A 19,116-nucleotide genomic window follows, 5' to 3' on the forward strand; every position below is an offset into this window, starting at 1 on the left:
GCCGGAGACGCCCCGAGGCAGAGGGACGGTCAGTTGTTCTCCTTGATCTCCTTGAACTGGTCGAGGAGTGCCTCCGTCGAGTCACCGGAGTCGAACTCCACCTTCCCCCGGTACTCGTTCCGCTCGTCGTCGAAATCGGTGTCTACGGTGGTCGACTTCTCTTCGCGGCGCTCGTGCTCGTCCTCGTCATAGGCACCCATTGACATGGTAACTACACTCGAGCGTTATCAGTTGTCAATAATCAATCTATCGTGTGGGATAGCCGGGCGTTCATATACCAGCCGCCGAGAGCTGGGGGGCGAACGACCTCCAGCACCGGGCTCGGGGTCCCCAGCGGGTGAACGGGAACGATTACACGTTCGGGTGTCGAAGCGGGGGTGTGGCAGGGCCACTGCGCTTCCGTCGGTCGCGAGAGCACTGGGGGACCGACCGGGTCCGTCGCGAGCTGCTGGAGCCGCTGGACCAGCGGTTCGGCGCCACGCTCACGGACCCGTGGTTCGCCCCGGAGAGCTACCAGGCCCGGCGGCTGGAGATGGACAACGGCGACTTCGCCCTGTTCTGCTGGACGCACAGCGGCGACGACGGCAACCCCGACGCCTACTGGCTGGGTAACACGGAGACGCCCGAGGTGCTGTGGCGGACGGACAAGTACACCTTCGGCGAGGCACCCGCCGAGGTGGGCGCGTGGGCCGAGAGCGAGCTGTTCGCCCGCCTGGAGGTCGAGGAGCCGTGGCTCGCGCGCCACGAGCACCTCTCGCGGTTCTTCCTCCCCGTCCTGTTCTCGAAGGACGGCCGCGAGACGACCCGTGAGTTCTTCGCCGACCACGCCGCGGGGTTCCCGGACGCCGACCGCGACGAGGCGCTGGCCTACTACGATACCTTCCTCGCGACGGGCGCGCTCGACGAGCACCGCTACACGATGGCGGCCAAGCTCGGCACCTCGGAGGGCGGCGACTGGTTCCGCATGGCCGCCACCATGTCCGAGTTCACGACCGCGAAGCTGCTGACGGACGCCGGTCTCGGCTTCGAACCGGAGGTCCAGCTGGACAGCGGCCACGCGCTCGACTTCCGGGTGAACGGCCAGCTGGTCGAGGTGACCCGTCCCCGGCCGCCGACGCGCCGACGCGCCGACACCGCCGTCGCCGCCGTCCGGCAGACCGGGAAGTCGAAGAACGACAGCCAGTTGCGCGAGCATCCGAACGCGCTGTTGCTGGTGGACTGCTCCTCCTTCCGCGACGACGAGTGGCGGCAGGTCGCCGGCGAGCGCCCCGACGTGGCCCACCGACCGACCATCGTCTTCCGGGCCCGCCCGGACGGGAGCTTCGAGGGCTACCGTGTGGGCGGCTGTCCGCTCGACTTCGGCGGCGTCATCGACTGGCAGGACTGAGCGGCGGGGGGTTTCCACAGGGACGCACGCACCGTCGTTTCGGGAGTACGGCGCCCGCCGGGAGTTGAGTCGACGCGAAGCGATGGTGTGGACGAGGATATCCCGCAGCCAGTCAGCCTACTCCCCCTGAATCCGGTTCCGCGTCTCCTCGGCGTCCCACGCGGAGTCGCTGGAGTCGCCGCCCGTCTTGTACGTCCCCCGTGCGGTGGCCAGCCGCTCCCCCTCGCCGTCGGTGATGACCACGTCGACGGTCGCCACGGACTCGCCGACGCGGGTGCAGTCGGCCTCGCCCAGCATCACCTCGCCCGTCCCCGGCGCGAGGTAGTCGATGCGCATGTCGATGGTGGGGGTGATGTCCTCGACCGCCGAGATGACGGCGGCGCCGCCGACCGTGTCCGCGAGCGCGTACGTGACGCCCCCGTGGGCGACGCGCGTGAGCGGGCTGGAGGAGTGCCGGTCCTCGAGGTCGATACGGCCCTCGGCGTGGCCGTCCGCGGCGTGCGTGATCTCGATGCCGACCTCCTGGTTGAACGGCATGTACTCGAACATCGACTCGACGTCCATACCCGTCGCTGGCGGGGCGCGGGCTTAGGCGGACCGCCTCGGATGTGCGGGCGGCGTGGCGCGTTCGTCGCGGACGGTCACTCCCGTCCCGGCGGCCACCGCCGCGGGTCGACCGCGTACGCGGGCACCAGCAGGCCCAGGAAGCCGGCGGTCCACGCGAGCCACGCGATGTCCGGAAGCGACAGGAGCGCGATGGGCGCCCCGAGCGCGGTGTAGGCGGCCGCGAGGTAGCCGACGGCGCCGGCCCGACGTGTGAGCACCCGCTCCTCGGCGGGCGGGAGGTCGCCGGGAGTGTAGCCGCTGACCAGCGAAGCGTCGCCGGCACGGACGAGCCACGCGATGCTGGCCGTGAACGCCGCCGCGACGAGGGCGATGCCCGCCACGACGACCGCGGCAGCCTCGACCATCGCTCACTCCAGCGCCGCGAGCACGTCCTCGTAGAACCGCTCCTCGCGGTCGGCGACGGCGTGGACGCGCTCGGCGGCCTCCTCGAGCAGGGGCGCCATCTCGCCATCCGTCTCGCTGGCCTCGTACAGCACGGCAGCCAGCGAGGACCAGTCGCCCGCGATGCCGTGCATCTCCTCGGCGAACGAGTCGTCGAGGCCCGCTGCCTCGCCGAGTTCGTCGAGGAACGGCGCGTACAGCCCCCGGAAGGCGCCGCCGCCGGTCCCCCGCCGCTCGATGTTCTGGTAGGCGAACCGCGCGATCCACGTCGGGTCCTCCAGCTCGGGCCACTCGGCCATCGAGTCGGCGAACGCGTGCATCCCGTCAAGGCCGTGAGTGCCCATCCCCATCGTGTCCGCGAGGGTGTCGCGGCTGGCCGTGGCCGGGTCGAGCATGTAGCTGGCCGTCTCCCGGATAGCGTCGCGGGCGGCTGCGCCGACATCGGCCTGCGGGTCGCCCTCCGTGACGATGTAGCGGTTGTCCAGCGGGAGCATGTCCTTCGACGCCCACGCGTCGCGCAGCGAGGAGAGCGGTAGTGGCTGGACCCCGTCGAACTCGCTGTCGGCCATGTACGCGACGCCGGTGCCCGCGTCGGCGTCGGCGTGGGGCGCCTCGGTCGCGTCGGCGTCCTCGTCGTAGCCGACGACCAGCAGCGAGTGCGGCGCGAAATGCGTGTTCGTGTCGTAGTAGTCGAGGTAGTAGAGGTCGACGAACACGAGGACGGGGTCGCCGGCGTCGAGGTGGGTCTTCACGTCGCTCCAGGCCGTCTCCCAGTCGTCGCCGCGGCGCTCCGTGTGCGGGATGGAGAGGTTCTCGAAGAAGGCCTTCTCCAGCCACAGCGGGCGGCCGATGAACATCCGCCACGGGTCAATGGGCAGTTCGAGGTAGACGAAGCCGAGGCCCGAGCCCAGGCCGAAACAGCCTGGCTCGGAGAGGTCCCAGTCGTAGTGGTCGGCGAGGTTGCGCAGGGAGGTCGAGCCGCAGTGGGCTCCCGTCTCGTGTTCGAACCCGTCGATTCGCATGCCGGCGAGTCGGTGGGGTCGGGCTTAACCGTTCGGCCGGTTCCGGCGGCCGGTCACGCCTCACCCTCGCTCGTGACGGTCACCGGCCGCTCACCGACCGGGCGCGAAAGAAGGGGAACGTGGTGTCGAGCGGCCTTCAGACCCGGAACTCGATGGCCGCGCCCTGCCCGAAGCCGACACACTCCGTGGCGAGGCCGAGTTCGGCGTCGTCGCGCTTGTGCATCTCGTGGATGAGCGTCACGGGCAGGCGCGCACCACTGGCCCCGAGCGGGTGGCCGATGGCGATGGCGCCGCCGTTGACGTTGTAGATGTCGTCGTCGAAGCCCAGCTGCTCCTGGCAGTAGAGACACTGGGAGGCGAACGCCTCGTTCAGCTCGACGAGGTCGTAGTCGTCGGCGCTCGTCCCGGAGCGCTCGAACAGCCCCTCACACGCGGGGATGGGGCCGATACCCATGACCTCGGGCTCGACGCCGGCGACGTTGTTGTTGCCGACCTCCGCGAGGATATCGAGGCCGTGGTCCTCGGCGAACGCCTTCGAGGTGAGCATCGTCGCGGCGGCGCCGTCGGAGACCTGGGAGGCGTTCCCGGGCGTGACGGTGCCGTCGGCCTTGAACACGGTCGGGAGACCGGAGAGCTTCTCGGCGGTGGTGCCCGGCCGGAGGCCCTCGTCCTCGGAGACGGTGATCTCCTCGCCCTCGTCGTCGTGGCCCTCGATGGGGATGATCTCGTCGTCGAAGCGGCCCTCGTCGGTCGCCTCGCAGGCGCGCTGCTGGGAGCGGGCGGCGTACTCGTCCTGGGCCTCGCGACTCACGTCGTAGCGGTCGGCGACCTCCTCGGCGGTCATCCCCATCTGGAGCGAGGCGATGTTGTGCTCGTCGTTGAGGCCGGGGTGGATGGCGCTGTTCTGCCCCATCTTCACGCGGGACATGTTCTCGACGCCGCCGGCGATGATGACATCGCGCTGGCCGGCGCGGATGGCGTCGGAGGCCGAGATGATGGACTGGGCCGACGAGGCACACCAGCGGTTGATGGTCGTCGCGGGGGTCTTCTCGCCGAGGTCGCTCATCAGCGCGATGACGCGGGCCATGTTGTTGCCCTGCTCGCTCCGTTGCTGGGCACAGCCCCACATCAGGTCGTCCACCTGCTCGCCCGAGAGGCCCGTCTCGGCGAGCATCTCGTCGATGAGCGGGATGGAGAGGTCCTCACTCCGGACCTCGCTGAAGACACCGTCCTCCTTGCCCTGGGGCGTACGGTACGCCTGAACCACGACCGGCGTGTTGTCTGACATACGTTCCCGGGGAACCGCTCCGCGTGCATAAACCCGGCCCCTTCGGTCTGCGGGCCCTCAAGGGGATGTGGGGCCGTACGCCTCCGTGCGCGGTGGGCTGGCGCCCGGCTCAGAGCGGCGCGCCGCCGGGCAGGTCGTCACCGCTCGGCAGGTCGTCGCCGCTCGGAGCGCTCGTGCCGACCGCGACGACCGTGTTCGTATCCGACGTGCCGGGGATGGTCGCCCACGGCGTGTCGGCCGCCGCGTCCACCGGCTGCGCCTCGGCCGGGCCGAACGTGTACCGGTTCGAGTCCGCGAGGGCGTCGGGCGCCTCCACGAAGTAGGTGTACTCCGTCGTGCCGTCGGGCGCGGCGTCGCCGTCGAGGTAGACGTACTGCGGGCCGTTCTCGGCGGACTGCTCGACGCGGTCGACATCGCCGCCGACCACCTCCCACGCCGCCGGGACGACATCGCGGACCGTCGCCGTCTCGTCGGGGTTCGTCACCGCGAGGTCGACCTGGTCGGTGGCGCCGGCCGTGAAGACGCGGCCGTCGTCGGTTCGCGAGCCGCTCTCGACCCCGAACCGCTCCAGGGTCGCGTCCACGCCGACGGTCAGGTCGAAGTGGCTCTGCACGTCGTGCCCGTTGACGACGCCGGGAATGTTGACGAGCTTCGCGACGACGACGTAGGTGGTCGTCTCGCCGGGGGCGCCCGGCACGGTCACGGTCGTCGAGGGGGCGCCAGTGAGCCCCTGTGCCCGGGCGACGATGGTCGGGTCGCCGCGCGCGCTCGGGTTCGCGGGGTCGTAGACGAACAGGTCGATGTGCGGATCGTCCGCTGCCATCCCTCGGTTCCCGCCCGAGAGGTGCGATAGCTCGACCGAGACGTCCAGCGTGCCCGCGGGCGCCTCGACGTACCCCGCCACGGCCCGCGAGTCATCGGGGACGTACAGCCCCAGCTCCTCGCTGGTGGTCGCCTCGCCGGTACCATCGTCGTCAACGGCGGGCGTGAGGTCGCGCGTGACCGCGTCGACGGCAGCATCGGGATTGACGCGACCGTACCCCTCGAAGGGGTCGCGGCCGCCGAAGTCGTAGGTGGGTGCCTTCGGCGGGTTCTGCGCGGCGTGGTACGGCGCGGCCGTGAAGACGGATTCGCTGGCGGTCGCGAGCAACAGGGCCTTCAGCCGGTAGACGTCGGCCTCCTCGGTCGCGGCCGGTTCCGGGAGCGTCAGCGGGTCGGGCCGCTCACCCTGGCCCGGCAGGCCGTCCTCCATCGCCTGTGCCACGAGGCCGGCCACGCCGTTCGTGTACGGCGAGGACATCGAGGTGCCGGCCTTGTCCGTGTAGTCCCGCGGGGCGAACGGCTCGTCGGCGCCGGCGTCGGCGGTCCCGTCCGCGTCACCGTAGGCCGTCGACGGGTCACCGTTCTTCGCCGCCCGGGCCAGTTCGTAGATGGAGGGAACCGGGTAGTTGACACCGACAGGGAGGTCGATAGCGCTCCCGACGACCGGCGGGTTCGTCGCCAGCCCGAGGCCGATGTTCGCGAGCGCGTCCGGCCCGATATCGCCACCCGGCGCCGTGAGATCCGGTTTCGTGTAGGCCGGGGTCGACTCGGCCGACTCGTCGCTCTGCTCGTCCACGCCGCCGATGCCGCCGGAGGAGTACGTCGCGATACCGTCGAACGGGCCGGTCGCGACCACCGAGATGGCCTCGTCCGCGGCCGCGGGCCCGCCGTTCCCGTTGGCCGGGGTGAAGGAGTTCCCGGCCGAGGCACAGACCAGTATCCCGCCCTCGGTGATCTTCCGCACGTCGGCGCGGGTGGAGGAGAGCTGCTCGACCTGCCCGAGTGGCAGGCCCTGGAGCGGCCCCCAGGACATGTTCACCGACCGGATGTTGAACGCCTGCTTGAACGCCTCGGCGTGCTCGCCGAGGGTGGTCGTGGGGGCACCGAGTCCCTGGAGCCCGACGATGCCGGCGTTCGGGGCGACGCCCGGGTGGAGCGACTGCACGTCGGTGTCCGGGTCGGCCTGGCCCGTCGTCGTCTCGGCGTGTGCGGTCGCGCCGACGGCGATGCGCTCCAGCGTCCCCCCGGTCGGGTTGCCCGCCTGTGCCTGCTCGGCAGCGCCCTCGACCACGACCTCCGTCTCCCGCGGCCGGACCTGGACGGTGTAGGTGCCGGACTCGTCGACGGGGTGCTCGACGATGATGGAGTCCTTCCGGACGGGCGACTGGTCGAGTTCGCGCCCCTCCGGGTCGAGGATGTAGATGTTGACGTTGGTGCCGAAGCCGGAGGCCCAGACGCTCTGTCCGGCGTCGGCCTCGACCTCGTACGTGAGGAAGTCGCCGGGCAGGAGCGTCGCGTTCGGCTCGTGGACCTCGCTCGTCTCGACCGTGCTGGCCCGTCCGGAGCCGGCCATGATGGAGGAGACGTGCGTCCCGTGGCCGTTCTGGTCCAGCGGCTCCTCGAAGCCGCCGTAGTCGCCGCTGGTGTACCAGCCGAGCGTCTTCGGCGTATCGGCGTCGGGCGCGAGCGGGTCGCCGACCCCCGCGAACGGCTCGATATCGCCGGCCGAGACATCCGTGGTGGTCTCACCACCCACCTTCCGGACGTACGTCGCGCTCACGGTGTACTGGCCGGCGACGCTGGCGTACAGTTCGACGACGAACTGGTACTCGCGGTCGGCCTCGACGTCCACGCGGAGCGTCTCGGGATTGTCGGCGGTCGCGGCGCGCCCCACTTCCGTCCGCTCGTCGGTCACGTCGTCGATGCGGAACTCCAGGTCGTTGCCTGGCGGCGTCCACGACAGCTCGGCGTCCAGTTTGCTCGTCACATCCGCCCTGAACGTCGCGCCCCTGACCTCGGAGAGCTGCTCGTTCGGCGCCGCGAAGACCCCCGGCGTGAACGTCCCGCTGTCGGACTCCGTGAGCGGCTCGCCGGCGTCGTCCGTCACCGGTTCGAACTCGGCGGCGCCACCGTCGCCACCCGCCCCGCGGGTCAGCGTGAACTCGCCGTCCTGAATCTCGGCCCGGACGCCGTTCCACGGGCCGAGGTCGGGGTGGCGCCCGTCGACGCCGGAGTCGGTCACCGCGAGCGTCCGGTCGCGCCGCCCCCGCAGGCCGCGCTCCCACACCTTCCGGGCCTCGACGGCCCGCCAGTTGAGGAACCGCTCGTCGATGCTCGTCCGCTCGGCACTCCCCAGGCCCGGGCCGACGGCCGCCGCGGCCGCCGTCAGTCCGATACCCTTCAGGAAGGTCCGGCGCGGAACGCCGGAGTCGTCACCAGGCATTGTGACTAAATCATCAGTCAGTGGAGGTAAGGAGGTTCTGACAATACCGTCCAATCGTCCACGGTAACACCGAATACAGCAGCTTCTTGGGCTGTCCGCGGAGTGTTTAACAGAGGCGTTCAATAACGGGGCAGCCGGAGGGATGGAAACGGATTTGCCTCCGGGCCGCACACCACCGACGAATGCGCGTCATCATCGTCGGGGCCGGCGAGGTCGGCTCCGCCATCGCGGAGAGTCTCTCCGGCGCACACGACGTGGTCGTCATCGACGTCGACGCCGACCGCGTCGAGACGCTCACCTACGAACTGGATGTCCTCGCCCTGCAGGGCGACGGCTGCAGCCTCGACGTCCTGCAGGAGGCCGGCATCGAGGAGGCGGACATGCTCATCGCCTCCACCGACGACGACCAGACCAACATCGTCACCTGCGGGACCGCTGCCGTCGGCGGCGACCCGTTCACCATCGCCCGCGTGAAGAGCCCCCAGTACCTCCACACCTGGGAGCGGGACAACCGCGCCTTCGGGGTCGACTTCATGGTCTGTACGGACCTGCTGGCCGCCCGGACCATCGTCGGCGTCATCGGGCTGCCCACCGCGCAGGACGTGGACATGTTCGCCGACGGCGCCGTCCAGATGGCCGAGTTCGAGATCCCCGCCGAGTCGCCGGTCGCCGGACAGACCGTCCAGGAGGCCGACCGGTTCGACTCGCTCACCTTCGTCGGCATCATCCGCGAGGACGACATCATCGTCCCGAGCGGCGGCACGACCATCGAGGCCGGCGACGACGTGGTGGTCATCGGGAGCCCGGAGAGCACGCGGGCGTTCTCCTCGGCCATCGCGCCCCAGGAGAACCGCCCCAGCGACATCGTCATCGTCGGCGGCGGGGAGGTCGGTTACCAGACCGCGCGGCTGCTGGAGGAGCGGGGCTTCTCCCCCCGGCTCGTCGAGCACGACCCCGGGCGGGCACGCTGGCTGGCCGAGCAGCTCCCGAAGACGACCGTGCTGGAGAGCGACGCCACCGACCGCTCCTTTCTCGAACGCGAGAACGTCGGCCGCGCGGACGCCGTCATCGCGGCCCTGGAGAACGACCAGCAGAACCTTCTCGCGACGCTGCTCGCGAAGCGTCTCGGGGCCGGCCGGGCCGTCGCCATCGTCGACACCGTCGAGTTCGCCGAACTGTTCGAGGCCGTCGGCGTCGACGTGGCGGTCTCGCCGCGCGAGGCGACCGCCGAGGAGATCACCCGCTTCACGCGGGGCCGTCACGCCGAGAACGTCTCCATCGTCGACGGCGACCGCGCGGAAGTGCTGGAGGTCGAAATCGAAGCCGAGAGCGTCTTCGCCGACCGGACCATCCGCGAGGCCGCTTCGGACCTCCCGGACGGCGTCGTGGTCGGCGCCATCACTCGGAACGGCGAGTTCGTCGTCCCACGGGGTGACACGGTCGTCGAGGTGGGCGACCATGTCGTGGTCTTCGTCGAGACCGACAGCCTCGAACAGATGACACAGCTGCTCTGAGACGCCCCGACGAGCCGTCGAGACCGACGATTGGGAGCACGCCCGCGCTCGCCGGCGACGCGCCGCCGGACGAGCACCGCCGGGCCGGGGACCGGAAGCGATGGATTGATTCGCCCGCCGTGAAATCCCGGATGCGTGCCACTGCTCGGCGTGACGGACGGCAGACGAGGGAGCCTCCGCGTCGACTGGCGGGCGTCACTGAGCCTCGTCGGGACCGTTCTGAAGTACCTCGCCGTGCCGCTGATGGTGCCGCTACTGGTCGGGGTCGTATACGGCGACGACGTGTTCGTCTTCCTCCTGACCGCACTGTTCACACTCCTCGTCGGGACCGGCCTCGAACGGCTCGACCCGGACCCGGACCTGGGCGCCCGCGAGGGGTTCCTGATGGTCGCCGGTGCCTGGCTCGGCGTGGCGCTGGTCGCCGCGGTGCCGTACCTGCTGGCGGCCCGCGGCGTGCCGGGCATCCTGCCGCCGAGCTCGCCAGCTTCGACGCTCGCGAACCCCGTCAACGCCCTGTTCGAGTCGATGTCCGGGTTCACGACGACCGGGGCGACGCTGCTGGGCGAGATCTCGCTGGATCGGCACTCCCACGCCATCCTCATCTGGCGTCAGCTCACCCAGTGGCTCGGCGGCATGGGTATCATCGTGCTCGCCATCGCCATCCTCCCGGAGCTATCGGTCGGTGGCGCGCAACTGATGGACGCTGAGGCGCCCGGGGTCGGCATCGAGAAGCTCACGCCCCGTATCGCCGAGACCGCCCGCGTCCTCTGGATCGCCTACTTCGCGTTCACCGCGCTGGAGATCGGCCTCCTGTACGGACTCCACCTCGCCGGCCCGCTGCTGGGGATGGAACTGGCCCCGAACATGGGCGCGTACAACGCCGTCGCGCACGGCCTGACGACGCTCCCGACCGGTGGCTTCTCCCCGGAGGCTGACTCCATCGCGGCCTTCTCCGCGGCCGTCCAGTGGGTCGTCATCCCGTTCATGGTCGTCGCCGGCACCAACTTCGCGCTGTTCTACGCCGTCTTCCGCGGTGACATCCGGAAGCTGGTCGACGACGCCGAGTTCCGGGCCTACGCCGGCATCATGGGCGTCCTGTCGGCGATACTCGCGGGCGTGCTGTTCGTCGGCGGCGCGCCCCCGCTGGGCGACCTCGGCGGCGTGGTCCAGGGGAACGTCGAGAACACCCTCCGGCAGTCCATCTTCCAGGTGGTCAGTCTCGTCACCACGACCGGGTACGCGACCAGCGACTTCGCCCAGTGGTCCGAGGCCGGCAAGTACCTGCTGCTGTTCGCGATGTTCATCGGTGGCTCCGGCGGCTCGACGGGCGGTGCCATCAAGATCGTCCGCTGGGTGGTCATCGTGAAGGTCGTGCGACGGGAACTGTTCACGACCACCCACCCGGAGGCCGTCCGGCCGATCCGGCTCGCCGGTGAGGTCGTCGACGAGGACGCCGTCCGCGGCGTGATGAGCTTCACCCTCCTCTACCTGCTCCTGTTCGCCGTCGGGACGGTACTCATCAGTCTCGACGTCTCCCGCGTCGGCTACGACATCAACACGCTGGAGGCGATGAGTGCAATCGCCGCGACGCTCGGCAACGTCGGTCCGGGCTTTGGCTCGCTCGGCCCGTTCGGCTCGTATCTGGAGTTCCCCGCCACGTCGAAACTGCTGATGGTGTTCCTGATGTGGATCGGCCGGCTGGAGATCCTGCCGGTGCTGGTGCTGCTGACGAGCGGGTACTGGAAGTCGTAGATTCTGGATCTCTCCTCGGGCCCCTCGGCATCTGTGAGAACGAGCGTGCGTGTGTACCGATTTGTTTGGTGTTCCTGGCGACAGCAGCAACCGGTAGAAAGCCCCGGGGCGCTGAGGGGCCCCGCGGCTCGCTGCGGTCCTCGGTCGCTTCGCTCCCTGCGGTACTTACGTCGTCCTCAGAAATCTCCGAGTTTCGAAGACAGCGAGACCCGGACAGCCGAGCAGCCAGGGGCTTCCAAGACGTTCCTTCCAGCAGCAGATCCATCAGACCAACTGACAAAGCAATCCCCTACCTCTACCACCACATCCGAGCGAGTACCCGGGGTGAGAACGTCCACTCAGGGGTCGAGCCCCTTCACCAGCGCGCGCCCGAAGACGAGCACCGGGATGATCTCCAGCCGACCGATCCACATGTTGAGGACGAACATCGCCTCGGCGAGCGGATGCATCGAGGGGCCGGTGATGCCCGAGGAGAGGCCGACGTTGCCCTGGGCGCTGGCGACCTCGAACAGCGCGTCGGCGTAGCCGAAGTCGGCGCCCGCGACGTTGACCAGAACGAGACTGGAGGCAGCCAGCAACAGTACCCACAGCAGGCTGATGATGGCGGCCTCGGAGAACTCCCGCTCCATCTCCTCGCGGTCGAGGCGGCGGCCGTCGATGTCGATGGAGACGACCGCGCTCGCCGGCAGGAACACACGGCTGAACTGCCACCGGATGCCCCGCGCGACGGTGTAGGCGCGGATGATCTTGATACCGCCGACCGTCGAGCCGGCAGCGCCACCGATGACCATCGCCACGGAGATGATGAGCTTGCCGCCGTCGCTCCACGACCCGATTGGGGAGGACTGGAACCCCGTGCAGGTGAGCGCGCTCACGAGCTGGAAGACGGCATCGCGGGTGGCGTCCGCGGCGAGCCGGTCCACGTACGGGACGGCGACGCTGGCACCGTAGTCGCTCGTCGGCGCGGTGAGCAGGTTCTGGGCGACCAGTATCAGCGTCCCAAGGCCGAGCAGCACGAACAGCCACCGGGTCTGGAGGTCACCGAACAGTTCCCGGTAGTCGCGGTCGTGGAGGACGCCGTAGTGGACGGGGAAGGCGATGGCCCCCAGTGTCATCACCGGCAGGAGGATGCCCTCGATGAGCGGCGCGTTGTAGGTGCCGATGGAGTTGTCGGTGACCGAGAACCCACCCGTCGAGAGCCCGGTCATCGCGTGGTTGAGCGACTGCCACGCCTGCTCGCCGAGCGTCAGCGTCGACCCGTACTCCGAGAAGTGGAGCGCGAGGAAGAACAGGACGATGGCGAGAACGGTGTAACCGACGAAGATCTTCCAGATGGTCCGGACGGTGGAGACGACGCTCGGGTGGATGCGCTCCTCGCGCGCCTCGGAGCGGTAGAGCGCGTAGCTGCCCGAGCCGGAGCCGGGCCGGGCCAGGATGGAGACAGTCAGGACGATGACGCCGATGCCGCCGACCCACTGGATGACCGACCGCCACCACTGGATGGTCCGGGGGAGCGACGGCTCGTGGACGGCCATCGTCAGGCCGCTGCCGGTCCAGCCGCTCATCGACTCGAACAGCGCGTGCAGGGGCGACCGGAAGTAACCCAGGCTGGACTGCGTGGCCGGCCCGCCGACGGTGACAGGGTCGTAGGCCGCTCCTGCGGGGACGTACGTCGCCATCGTCGACAGCGGCGTGAGATGTGCGGTCAGGAAGAACGGCAGGGCCCCGAACAGCGCGACCGTGAACCAGCCGCCGGCGGCGATGACCATCCCGTGTTTCATCACGGGGGTGGGGGCGTCGGCGAACGTCCGGCGCGCGAGGGAGCCGACGCCGGCGGTGACCCCGGCGGCCAGCAGGAAGGCGAGTGCGGGGTAGAACTCGCCCGCCAGCAGCGCCACGCCGACGGTGACGGTCATCACCAGCGCCTCGATGAGCAGCAGCGACCCGACGTCCCGGAGGACCGTCGCGAGGTCCGCCGGGAACCCACCGAACCGGTCCGGTTGCCGTGCCACGCTACCCACCCGCGCCTCCGTTCTCGTCCTCGTCGTCCGGCTCCGGGCGCGTCTCCGGGTCGTCGTGGTCGCCGTACACCCCGAACACGTCCGTCACCTCCGGGGTCGCACCCGAGGCGGAGTAGACCGTCAGCAGGTCACCGACTCGGAGTTCCGTGGGGCCGCTCGGGGTGATGGGGTCGTCGTGCCCCTCGCGCTCGATGGCGACGATGAGCAGCTCGTCACCGACGTGGCCGGCGTCGGCGGCCTCGGCGACGGTCATCCCGGCGACCGGGGCGTCGTCGGCCACCGCGATTTCGAACACCTCTGCCTCCTCACCGATGCGCATGTAATCGACGATGGCGGGCCGCTTGACCGCGCGGTAGAGGTACTCCGCGATGAGGCGCTGGGGGTTGCCGATGGTGTTCACGCCGATGCGCCGGTACAGCGCCATGTGCTCTGGGTCGTGGACGACGGAGACGATCTCCGGGACGTCGAGTTCCTCGGCCAGCAGGCAGACCATCACGTTCGTCGCGTCGCGGTCCGTCGTGGAGATGAGCGCGTCCGCGCGGCCGGCACCGGCGTCCTCGAGGGTCTCCTTCACCGTCGCGTCGTCCTGCAGGACCAGGCAGTCGAACCGCTGGGCCGCTCGCTCGGCCCGCTCGGGGTCCTGCTCGACGACGACCACCTCGTTGCCGCCGGCGGTCGCGATCTCGATGAGCGGCGTCCCGATGTCGCCCGCCCCGACGATGATGAGGTACACGGCGGGTGTGTGTCGGGGGGGCCCAAAACGTCTACCGTTCGATGACCGGCGACAGGATGTCGCGACGCACACCGCGCCACCGCCCGGGGCGGGAGGCTCGTGGTGGTTCCGGGGCAGCGCCCGGCGGAACCCGAGCACCGATATACCGCCCCGGCCTACCACGGGTATGGACGACCGCGTCGACGAGGTGGACCGGCGCATCCTGTACGCCCTCGCCGGGGACGCGCGGGGGACCTCGGCACCGATGATCGCCGAGCAGGTGGACGTCTCGCCGGGAACCATCCGGAACCGCATCGACCAGCTGGAGACGGCCGGCATCATCCGGGGCTACCACGCCGACATCGACTACGAGCGCGTCGAGGGGCGGCTGACGAACCTGTTCGTCTGCACCGCCCCGGTCGCGGACCGCGAACGCCTCGCGAACCAGGCGCTCAACCTGTCGGGCGTGGTGAACGTCCGGCAGCTCACGGCCGGGCAGCGGAACCTCCACGTCACGGTGGTCGGGGGCGGGTCGCGAGAGCTGACCCGCATCGCCACCCAGCTCTCGGAGCTGGGGCTCACTATCGAGGAGGAGCGCCTGGTCGAGCAGGAGGTGACCCAGCCGTACGAGCCGTTCGGCCCGAACGGCGACCGGGAGTTCCCGTCCCTGAACGACTTCATCAGCCTCACGGGCGACGCCGAGATCGTCGAACTGACGGCCTCCGTCGGCGCCCCCATCCTCGGGATGACACTCGAGGAAGCCAAGCGGGACGGGGTCCTCCCGGACGAGACGCTCGTGGTCGGCATCGAGCGCGGGGACAACGTGGTGACACCGAAGGGCGAGACACGCATCCAGGCCGGCGACATCATCACGCTGTTCTCACGCGAGCCGTCCTCGGGCGAGACCATCGCCGCGTTCGGCGGCGAGTGACGCCCGGGCGACAACCGCTCGCTCCCCCGTTACCGGCCAGTCAGCGGACATACTTTGCATAGCGGTAGGATTACCCCACATTTAGCAGAATATGTAGGTTATCGCGACAGTTAAGAGAAAACTCCGCCGATACGCCTACGGCTGGAGCCGCTCGACGAGCGCTTCGCGGACGGAGCGCGGCGAGTCCTCGGGGCCGCGAGCGATGGCCACCGTTCCCTCGACCTCGCTGCCGACCGTCTCGGGGAGCGACCCGAACAGCGCCTGCGACACGGTGCCGGTCCGGGTCGCGCCGACACAGACCGTGTCGAACCGCTCCAGCGCCGCCAGCAGGTCCGCCTCGAGGTCCGTCGCCGGCACGACCTCGGCTTCGTAATCGTCGGATTCGAGTCCCGCCGCTTCGGCGACCGACTCGACCGTCTCCATCCCCGCGGCGTGGTAGTCGTCCTCGCCCTTGCCTTCGTCCTCGGCGTCGTCGCGCACCTGCGCGTTGAGGAGCGTGAGCGACCCGTCCGCTGCGTCGGCGAACTCGTGGGCCCGGCGTGCCGCGACCGGCGCGTGGGGCCCCTGGCCGGCGAGCGCCGCGATGTCGCCCTCGCCGCGGCTCCCCTCGGGACCGAGCTTGACCAGCGTCACGTCACACGGCGCCCGGCTCACCACGGGGTCGATGGTCGAGCCGAGGACGTGCTCGCGGCGGCTCCGCTTCCCGGTCCAGCCCAGCAGCACCTGGTCGGCGGCCTCGTCCTCGACGATGTCGAGGATGGCCCTGGCGGCACTTCGCCCGACGACCGCGCGGGTCCGGATGCCGACCTCGAGACCCCCGGCGACCTCCCGGGCCTGCTCCAGGAGGTCGCTCTGGGCCTGGACCCGCTCCTCCTCGAAGGCGAGGTCCTGCGAGAGCGAGGTCTGCTGGGGGACCTCGATGACGTTCACCGCGACGAGTTCGGCGTTGCCGTCCTCGTTGGCGTGGGCGCTGGCGGCGGCCAGCCGCAGCAGGTCCGACTCGGTCACGGGGTTCGAGACCGGCACCACGACGCGGTAGGTCCCGCGACCGTCGGGGACCGTCGCCGGCTCCGGGGAGATGGCCTCCCCCATCAGCCCCTCCGTCCGGGACCGGGACCGGGCGTAGAGCGCGTACCAGGCGATGCCGACGCCGACGATGACGACGCCGATGACCTGAACGACGAGGTCCATCTGGAACAGGATGGCGACGCAGGCCAGCAGGCCCAGCACCGGCACGACCGGGTAGAGCGGGTCCGGGATGCGGAACGCGGGGTCGTAGTCGGACGGGTCGGCCCGACGCATCACCACGACGGCGACGTGGACCAGGGCGTAGGTCACCAGGTAGGAGAAGCTCGCGACCTCGGCCAGCGTCCCGATCTCGACGTTGAGCGCGATGAGCAGCAGGATGACCCCGCCGGTGGCGAGGATGGCCCGGTACGGCGTCCGGAACTTGCTGTGGACCTGGTTCAGCCAGTTCGTCAGGATGCGGTCCCGGCCCATCGCGAAGTTGACCCGGGCCGCCGACAGGATGGAGGCGTTGGCGCTGGAGACCGTCGCCAGCACCGCCCCGACGACCATCGCCGCCGCACCGACGTTGAACCCGGCGAGGGAGATGTCGGAGAACACCGCCGCCACCTCCGCGACGGGGATGCGGGAGTTGATGAGCAGCTCCCGGCTGATGTTCCCCGTGCTGACGAACATCACCAGGACGTACATCAGCGTCGGCGTGACGACCGCCGCGAGCATCGACAGCGGCAGGTTCCGGCTGGGGTTCTTTATCTCCTCGGCGCTGGTCGCGATGACCTCGAACCCGATGAAGGTGACGTAGATCGTCCCGGCGGTAGCGGCGACCTGCGCCCAGCCGAACGGGTTGAACTCGCCCATCGTCGCGGCGTCGTAGTTCAGCAGGCCGAACGCGATGAAGACGATGATGATGCCGACCAGGGCGATGACGATGACGTTCTGGAGCGCACCGGTCTCCTTCACGCCGACGTAGTTGACCAGCGTCAGGATGGCGGCCATCACGAGCGCGGCGATGGCGACGCCGGTCGCCCCCATCGGGAGGAAGAAGGTGAGGTACCGGCCGAAGCCGAGCATGTAGAACGCCGAGGCGAACATCAGCCCGCCCCACATCCCCCAGCCGACGATGCTGCCGAAGAACGGCCCGAGTGCCCGGTTGACGTAGTAGTAGCTCCCGCCGGCCCGGGGCATCCCGGTCGCGAGTTCCGACAGGGAGAGCGCCGCCAGCAGCGACACGATGCCGCCGATGGCGAACGACACCATGCTCGCAGGTCCGGCCTGGTCGGCGGCGATGCTCGGCAGGACGAAGATACCCGCGCCGATCATCGTCCCCAGGCCGATGGTGTACGCCTCCAGGAAGCCCAGGTCGCGGGCCAGCTCCTGGTCACCCGCGCCCTCGGCCTCACTCATCCGTACCACCCGGCGCCGGCCCGCCGTCAGTCGCCGCCTCGTCGACGTCCGGGAGCACGACGACCGGGATGTCGCTCCCCTCCACCAGCGAGGTGGCGACGTCGCCGGTCAGCAGTTTGACCCACCTGCTCCCGCCACGCGGCGTGAACGCGATGGCGGAGGCGTCGGTCTCGTGGGCCGCCGTGACGATGGTCTCCGCGACGTCGGTCCCGTAGAGGATGTCGCTCTCGACCGTCGCCGCGTCCGAATCGAACGCCGTCTCGAACGCCTCGAACAGGTCGCGGCCGTACATCTCGCGCTGCTCGACGGATGCCTTGTCCGGTGCACCGCCGGCCTTCTCGACGACGAACACCACGAGCACGGAGGCATCGTCCGGGAGCGGTGCGTCCCGGAGTGCCCGGGCCGTCGCACGGGCGTCGTCCGGGTCGGCGACGGGAACGACGACGCGACGTAGCAGTCCCCCCGTCATGTGGCTGTCACCGTCCCGTGACCCGCCCCGAGAACGGCCGAGTGGACCGACGTGCGTGCTTGCATATCTGCGGCGATAGACGGGAACATCATAACTGGTTCGGTGGAGAATACTGATTCAGTAGCAGAGTATATAAACTATATCAGGATAGCCGATAGATAGCGGATATCTTATTACCAAGTGCCCCACACGACCGTGGCATGGACGGACCAGAGGGTACGCCCCGTCGCCCGTCGCCGGAGGTGGGTCGGTGTACCTGATCATCGTCGGCGCCGGCAACATCGGGATGCCGCTCATCCAGCTCGCGACCGCGGACGCCAACGAGGTGGTCGTCGTCGAGCAGGACCCCGACGTAGCCGATGCAGCCGCCCGTGCGTTCGACTGCCTGATGCTGAACCGGGACGCGACGGTGGCCGAGACGCTCCAGGAGGCCGGCGCCGACGAGGCCGACGCTATCGTGAGCACCACCGACCGCGACGCGACGAACGTGATGGTGATGCTGCTCGCCGACCAGCTCGGCATCCCGACGCGGGTCTCCGTGGTCCACGACGAGGAGCACATGGGGCTGTTCGAACGCATCGGCGTCAACACGATGGAGAACCCCCAGCAGCTCATCGCCGACCACCTCTACCGGGCGGTCAAGCAGCCCTCGGTGGAGGACGTGCTCCACCTCGCGGGCGAGGCGGAGATCTTCGAGATCACCGTCGCCGAGGACGCCCCGCTGGCGGGGCTCTCGCTGGCCGAAGCCGACGAACAGGGCCTGCTCGGGGAGGACGACCTGCTGGTGGTCGCCATCGAGCGCGGCAACGATGTCCTCACCCCACGGGGGGACACGACCGTGCTGGCCGGCGACCTGGTGACGGTCTTCTCGAGGACGGGATTCGCACCGGAGGTGCTGGCCCGGTTCGACCCCCAGGGGGCGACCACATGACCGACGAGGCACCGGAGCCGTCGCCGGCCCTCCCGTCCTCGCTCGTCGAGACGGTCCGGGAGCTGTCGGACCACCAGCTCCGCGAGCTCATGTCCTTCAGCGGCGACCTCCTCCAGTACCACGACGAGCAGTTGCTCGAGGACATCGAGGCCAATCCCGGCGAGGAACTCGTCCGCGTCGAGAAGCGGGACGGTTACGTGGAGGTGGTGAAGGCGGTCCCGTGCGGCGAGGACTGCGCCGGCTGTCCCCACGGGCCGTACCTCTACCACGTCCGGACGGCGCCGACGCAGGCGGGCGAGAAGCGGTTGCGCTGGGAATTCATCGGCCGCGTCAGGGAGTGAACCGTGCGGACGGAGTCTCACACTCCGATCCACGAGCCGGCGGTT

16 protein-coding genes are annotated in these 19,116 nt (G+C 69.8%); 6 read left to right on the forward strand and 10 right to left on the reverse strand.

The features are described from left to right. Positions 1–29: 29 nt before the first annotated feature. Positions 30–206, reverse strand: coding sequence for a DUF5786 family protein (locus NL114_RS04640; RefSeq protein WP_254823632.1), 177 nt, complete (start codon positions 204–206; stop codon positions 30–32). A 173-nt stretch (positions 207–379) separates the two neighbouring features. Here NL114_RS04640 and NL114_RS04645 point away from each other — a divergent pair, with 173 nt between their 5' ends. Further along, on the forward strand, positions 380–1,387 hold the full coding sequence (locus NL114_RS04645; RefSeq protein ID WP_254823633.1) for a DUF5784 family protein: 1,008 nt from the start codon (positions 380–382) through the stop codon (positions 1,385–1,387). Between the two features lie 117 nt (positions 1,388–1,504). On the opposite strand, the gene NL114_RS04650 is transcribed toward NL114_RS04645, so the two are convergent. The 5 genes from NL114_RS04650 to NL114_RS04670 all read right to left on the reverse strand — a co-directional run bounded on the left by NL114_RS04650 (position 1,505) and on the right by NL114_RS04670 (position 7,970). Beyond that, positions 1,505–1,951, reverse strand: a complete 447-nt coding sequence (locus NL114_RS04650) for a PaaI family thioesterase (protein ID WP_254823634.1) — start codon at positions 1,949–1,951, stop codon at positions 1,505–1,507. Between the two features lie 77 nt (positions 1,952–2,028). Further along, the gene (locus tag NL114_RS04655; protein ID WP_254823635.1) at positions 2,029–2,358 is read right to left on the reverse strand and encodes a hypothetical protein; all 330 of its coding nucleotides are present in this window, start codon (positions 2,356–2,358) and stop codon (positions 2,029–2,031) included. Positions 2,359–2,361: 3 nt separating this feature from the next. Next, a complete protein-coding gene (locus NL114_RS04660) occupies positions 2,362–3,417 on the reverse strand; it encodes a BtrH N-terminal domain-containing protein (protein WP_254823636.1) in 1,056 nt (351 codons plus the stop codon). 136 nt (positions 3,418–3,553) lie between these two features. Further along, on the reverse strand, positions 3,554–4,705 hold the full coding sequence (locus tag NL114_RS04665; RefSeq protein WP_254823637.1) for a thiolase family protein: 1,152 nt from the start codon (positions 4,703–4,705) through the stop codon (positions 3,554–3,556). Between the two features lie 109 nt (positions 4,706–4,814). After that, on the reverse strand, positions 4,815–7,970 hold the full coding sequence (locus NL114_RS04670; protein WP_254823638.1) for a S8 family serine peptidase: 3,156 nt from the start codon (positions 7,968–7,970) through the stop codon (positions 4,815–4,817). A 182-nt stretch (positions 7,971–8,152) separates the two neighbouring features. Here NL114_RS04670 and trkA point away from each other — a divergent pair, with 182 nt between their 5' ends. Further along, positions 8,153–9,484 carry a Trk system potassium transporter TrkA gene (trkA, locus tag NL114_RS04675; protein WP_254823639.1) on the forward strand — a complete coding sequence of 444 codons (1,332 nt, stop codon included), beginning with the start codon at positions 8,153–8,155 and terminating at the stop codon, positions 9,482–9,484. Between the two features lie 135 nt (positions 9,485–9,619). Further along, on the forward strand, positions 9,620–11,236 hold the full coding sequence (locus tag NL114_RS04680; RefSeq protein WP_254823640.1) for a TrkH family potassium uptake protein: 1,617 nt from the start codon (positions 9,620–9,622) through the stop codon (positions 11,234–11,236). Positions 11,237–11,574: 338 nt separating this feature from the next. On the opposite strand, the gene NL114_RS04685 is transcribed toward NL114_RS04680, so the two are convergent. After that, positions 11,575–13,248: a TrkH family potassium uptake protein gene (locus NL114_RS04685; RefSeq protein ID WP_434084109.1), complete on the reverse strand. Its 1,674-nt coding sequence runs from the start codon at positions 13,246–13,248 to the stop codon at positions 11,575–11,577. A 1-nt stretch (position 13,249) separates the two neighbouring features. Beyond that, positions 13,250–13,990, reverse strand: a complete 741-nt coding sequence (locus tag NL114_RS04690) for a potassium channel family protein (protein ID WP_254823641.1) — start codon at positions 13,988–13,990, stop codon at positions 13,250–13,252. Between the two features lie 166 nt (positions 13,991–14,156). On the opposite strand from NL114_RS04690, the gene NL114_RS04695 reads away from it, so the two are divergent. Further along, positions 14,157–14,900, forward strand: coding sequence for an Lrp/AsnC family transcriptional regulator (locus NL114_RS04695; RefSeq protein WP_254823642.1), 744 nt, complete (start codon positions 14,157–14,159; stop codon positions 14,898–14,900). A gap of 135 nt (positions 14,901–15,035) precedes the next feature. Here NL114_RS04695 and NL114_RS04700 read toward each other — a convergent pair whose 3' ends face one another. After that, on the reverse strand, positions 15,036–17,330 hold the full coding sequence (locus NL114_RS04700) for an amino acid permease (RefSeq protein WP_254823643.1): 2,295 nt from the start codon (positions 17,328–17,330) through the stop codon (positions 15,036–15,038). Beyond that, entirely contained in the window at positions 17,323–17,799 is a 477-nt protein-coding gene (locus NL114_RS04705) for a universal stress protein (RefSeq protein ID WP_254823644.1), read from the reverse strand. Before NL114_RS04705 ends, NL114_RS04700 begins: the two co-directional genes overlap by 8 nt. A gap of 250 nt (positions 17,800–18,049) precedes the next feature. Between NL114_RS04705 and NL114_RS04710 the strand changes: the two genes are divergently transcribed. Then, positions 18,050–18,730: a potassium channel family protein gene (locus NL114_RS04710; RefSeq protein WP_254823645.1), complete on the forward strand. Its 681-nt coding sequence runs from the start codon at positions 18,050–18,052 to the stop codon at positions 18,728–18,730. Beyond that, positions 18,727–19,071, forward strand: a complete 345-nt coding sequence (locus tag NL114_RS04715; RefSeq protein WP_254823646.1) for a hypothetical protein — start codon at positions 18,727–18,729, stop codon at positions 19,069–19,071. Before NL114_RS04710 ends, NL114_RS04715 begins: the two co-directional genes overlap by 4 nt. Positions 19,072–19,116 lie beyond the last annotated feature (45 nt).

The organism is Haloglomus halophilum, assembly GCF_024298885.1.
GTDB lineage: Archaea > Halobacteriota > Halobacteria > Halobacteriales > Haloarculaceae > Haloglomus > Haloglomus halophilum.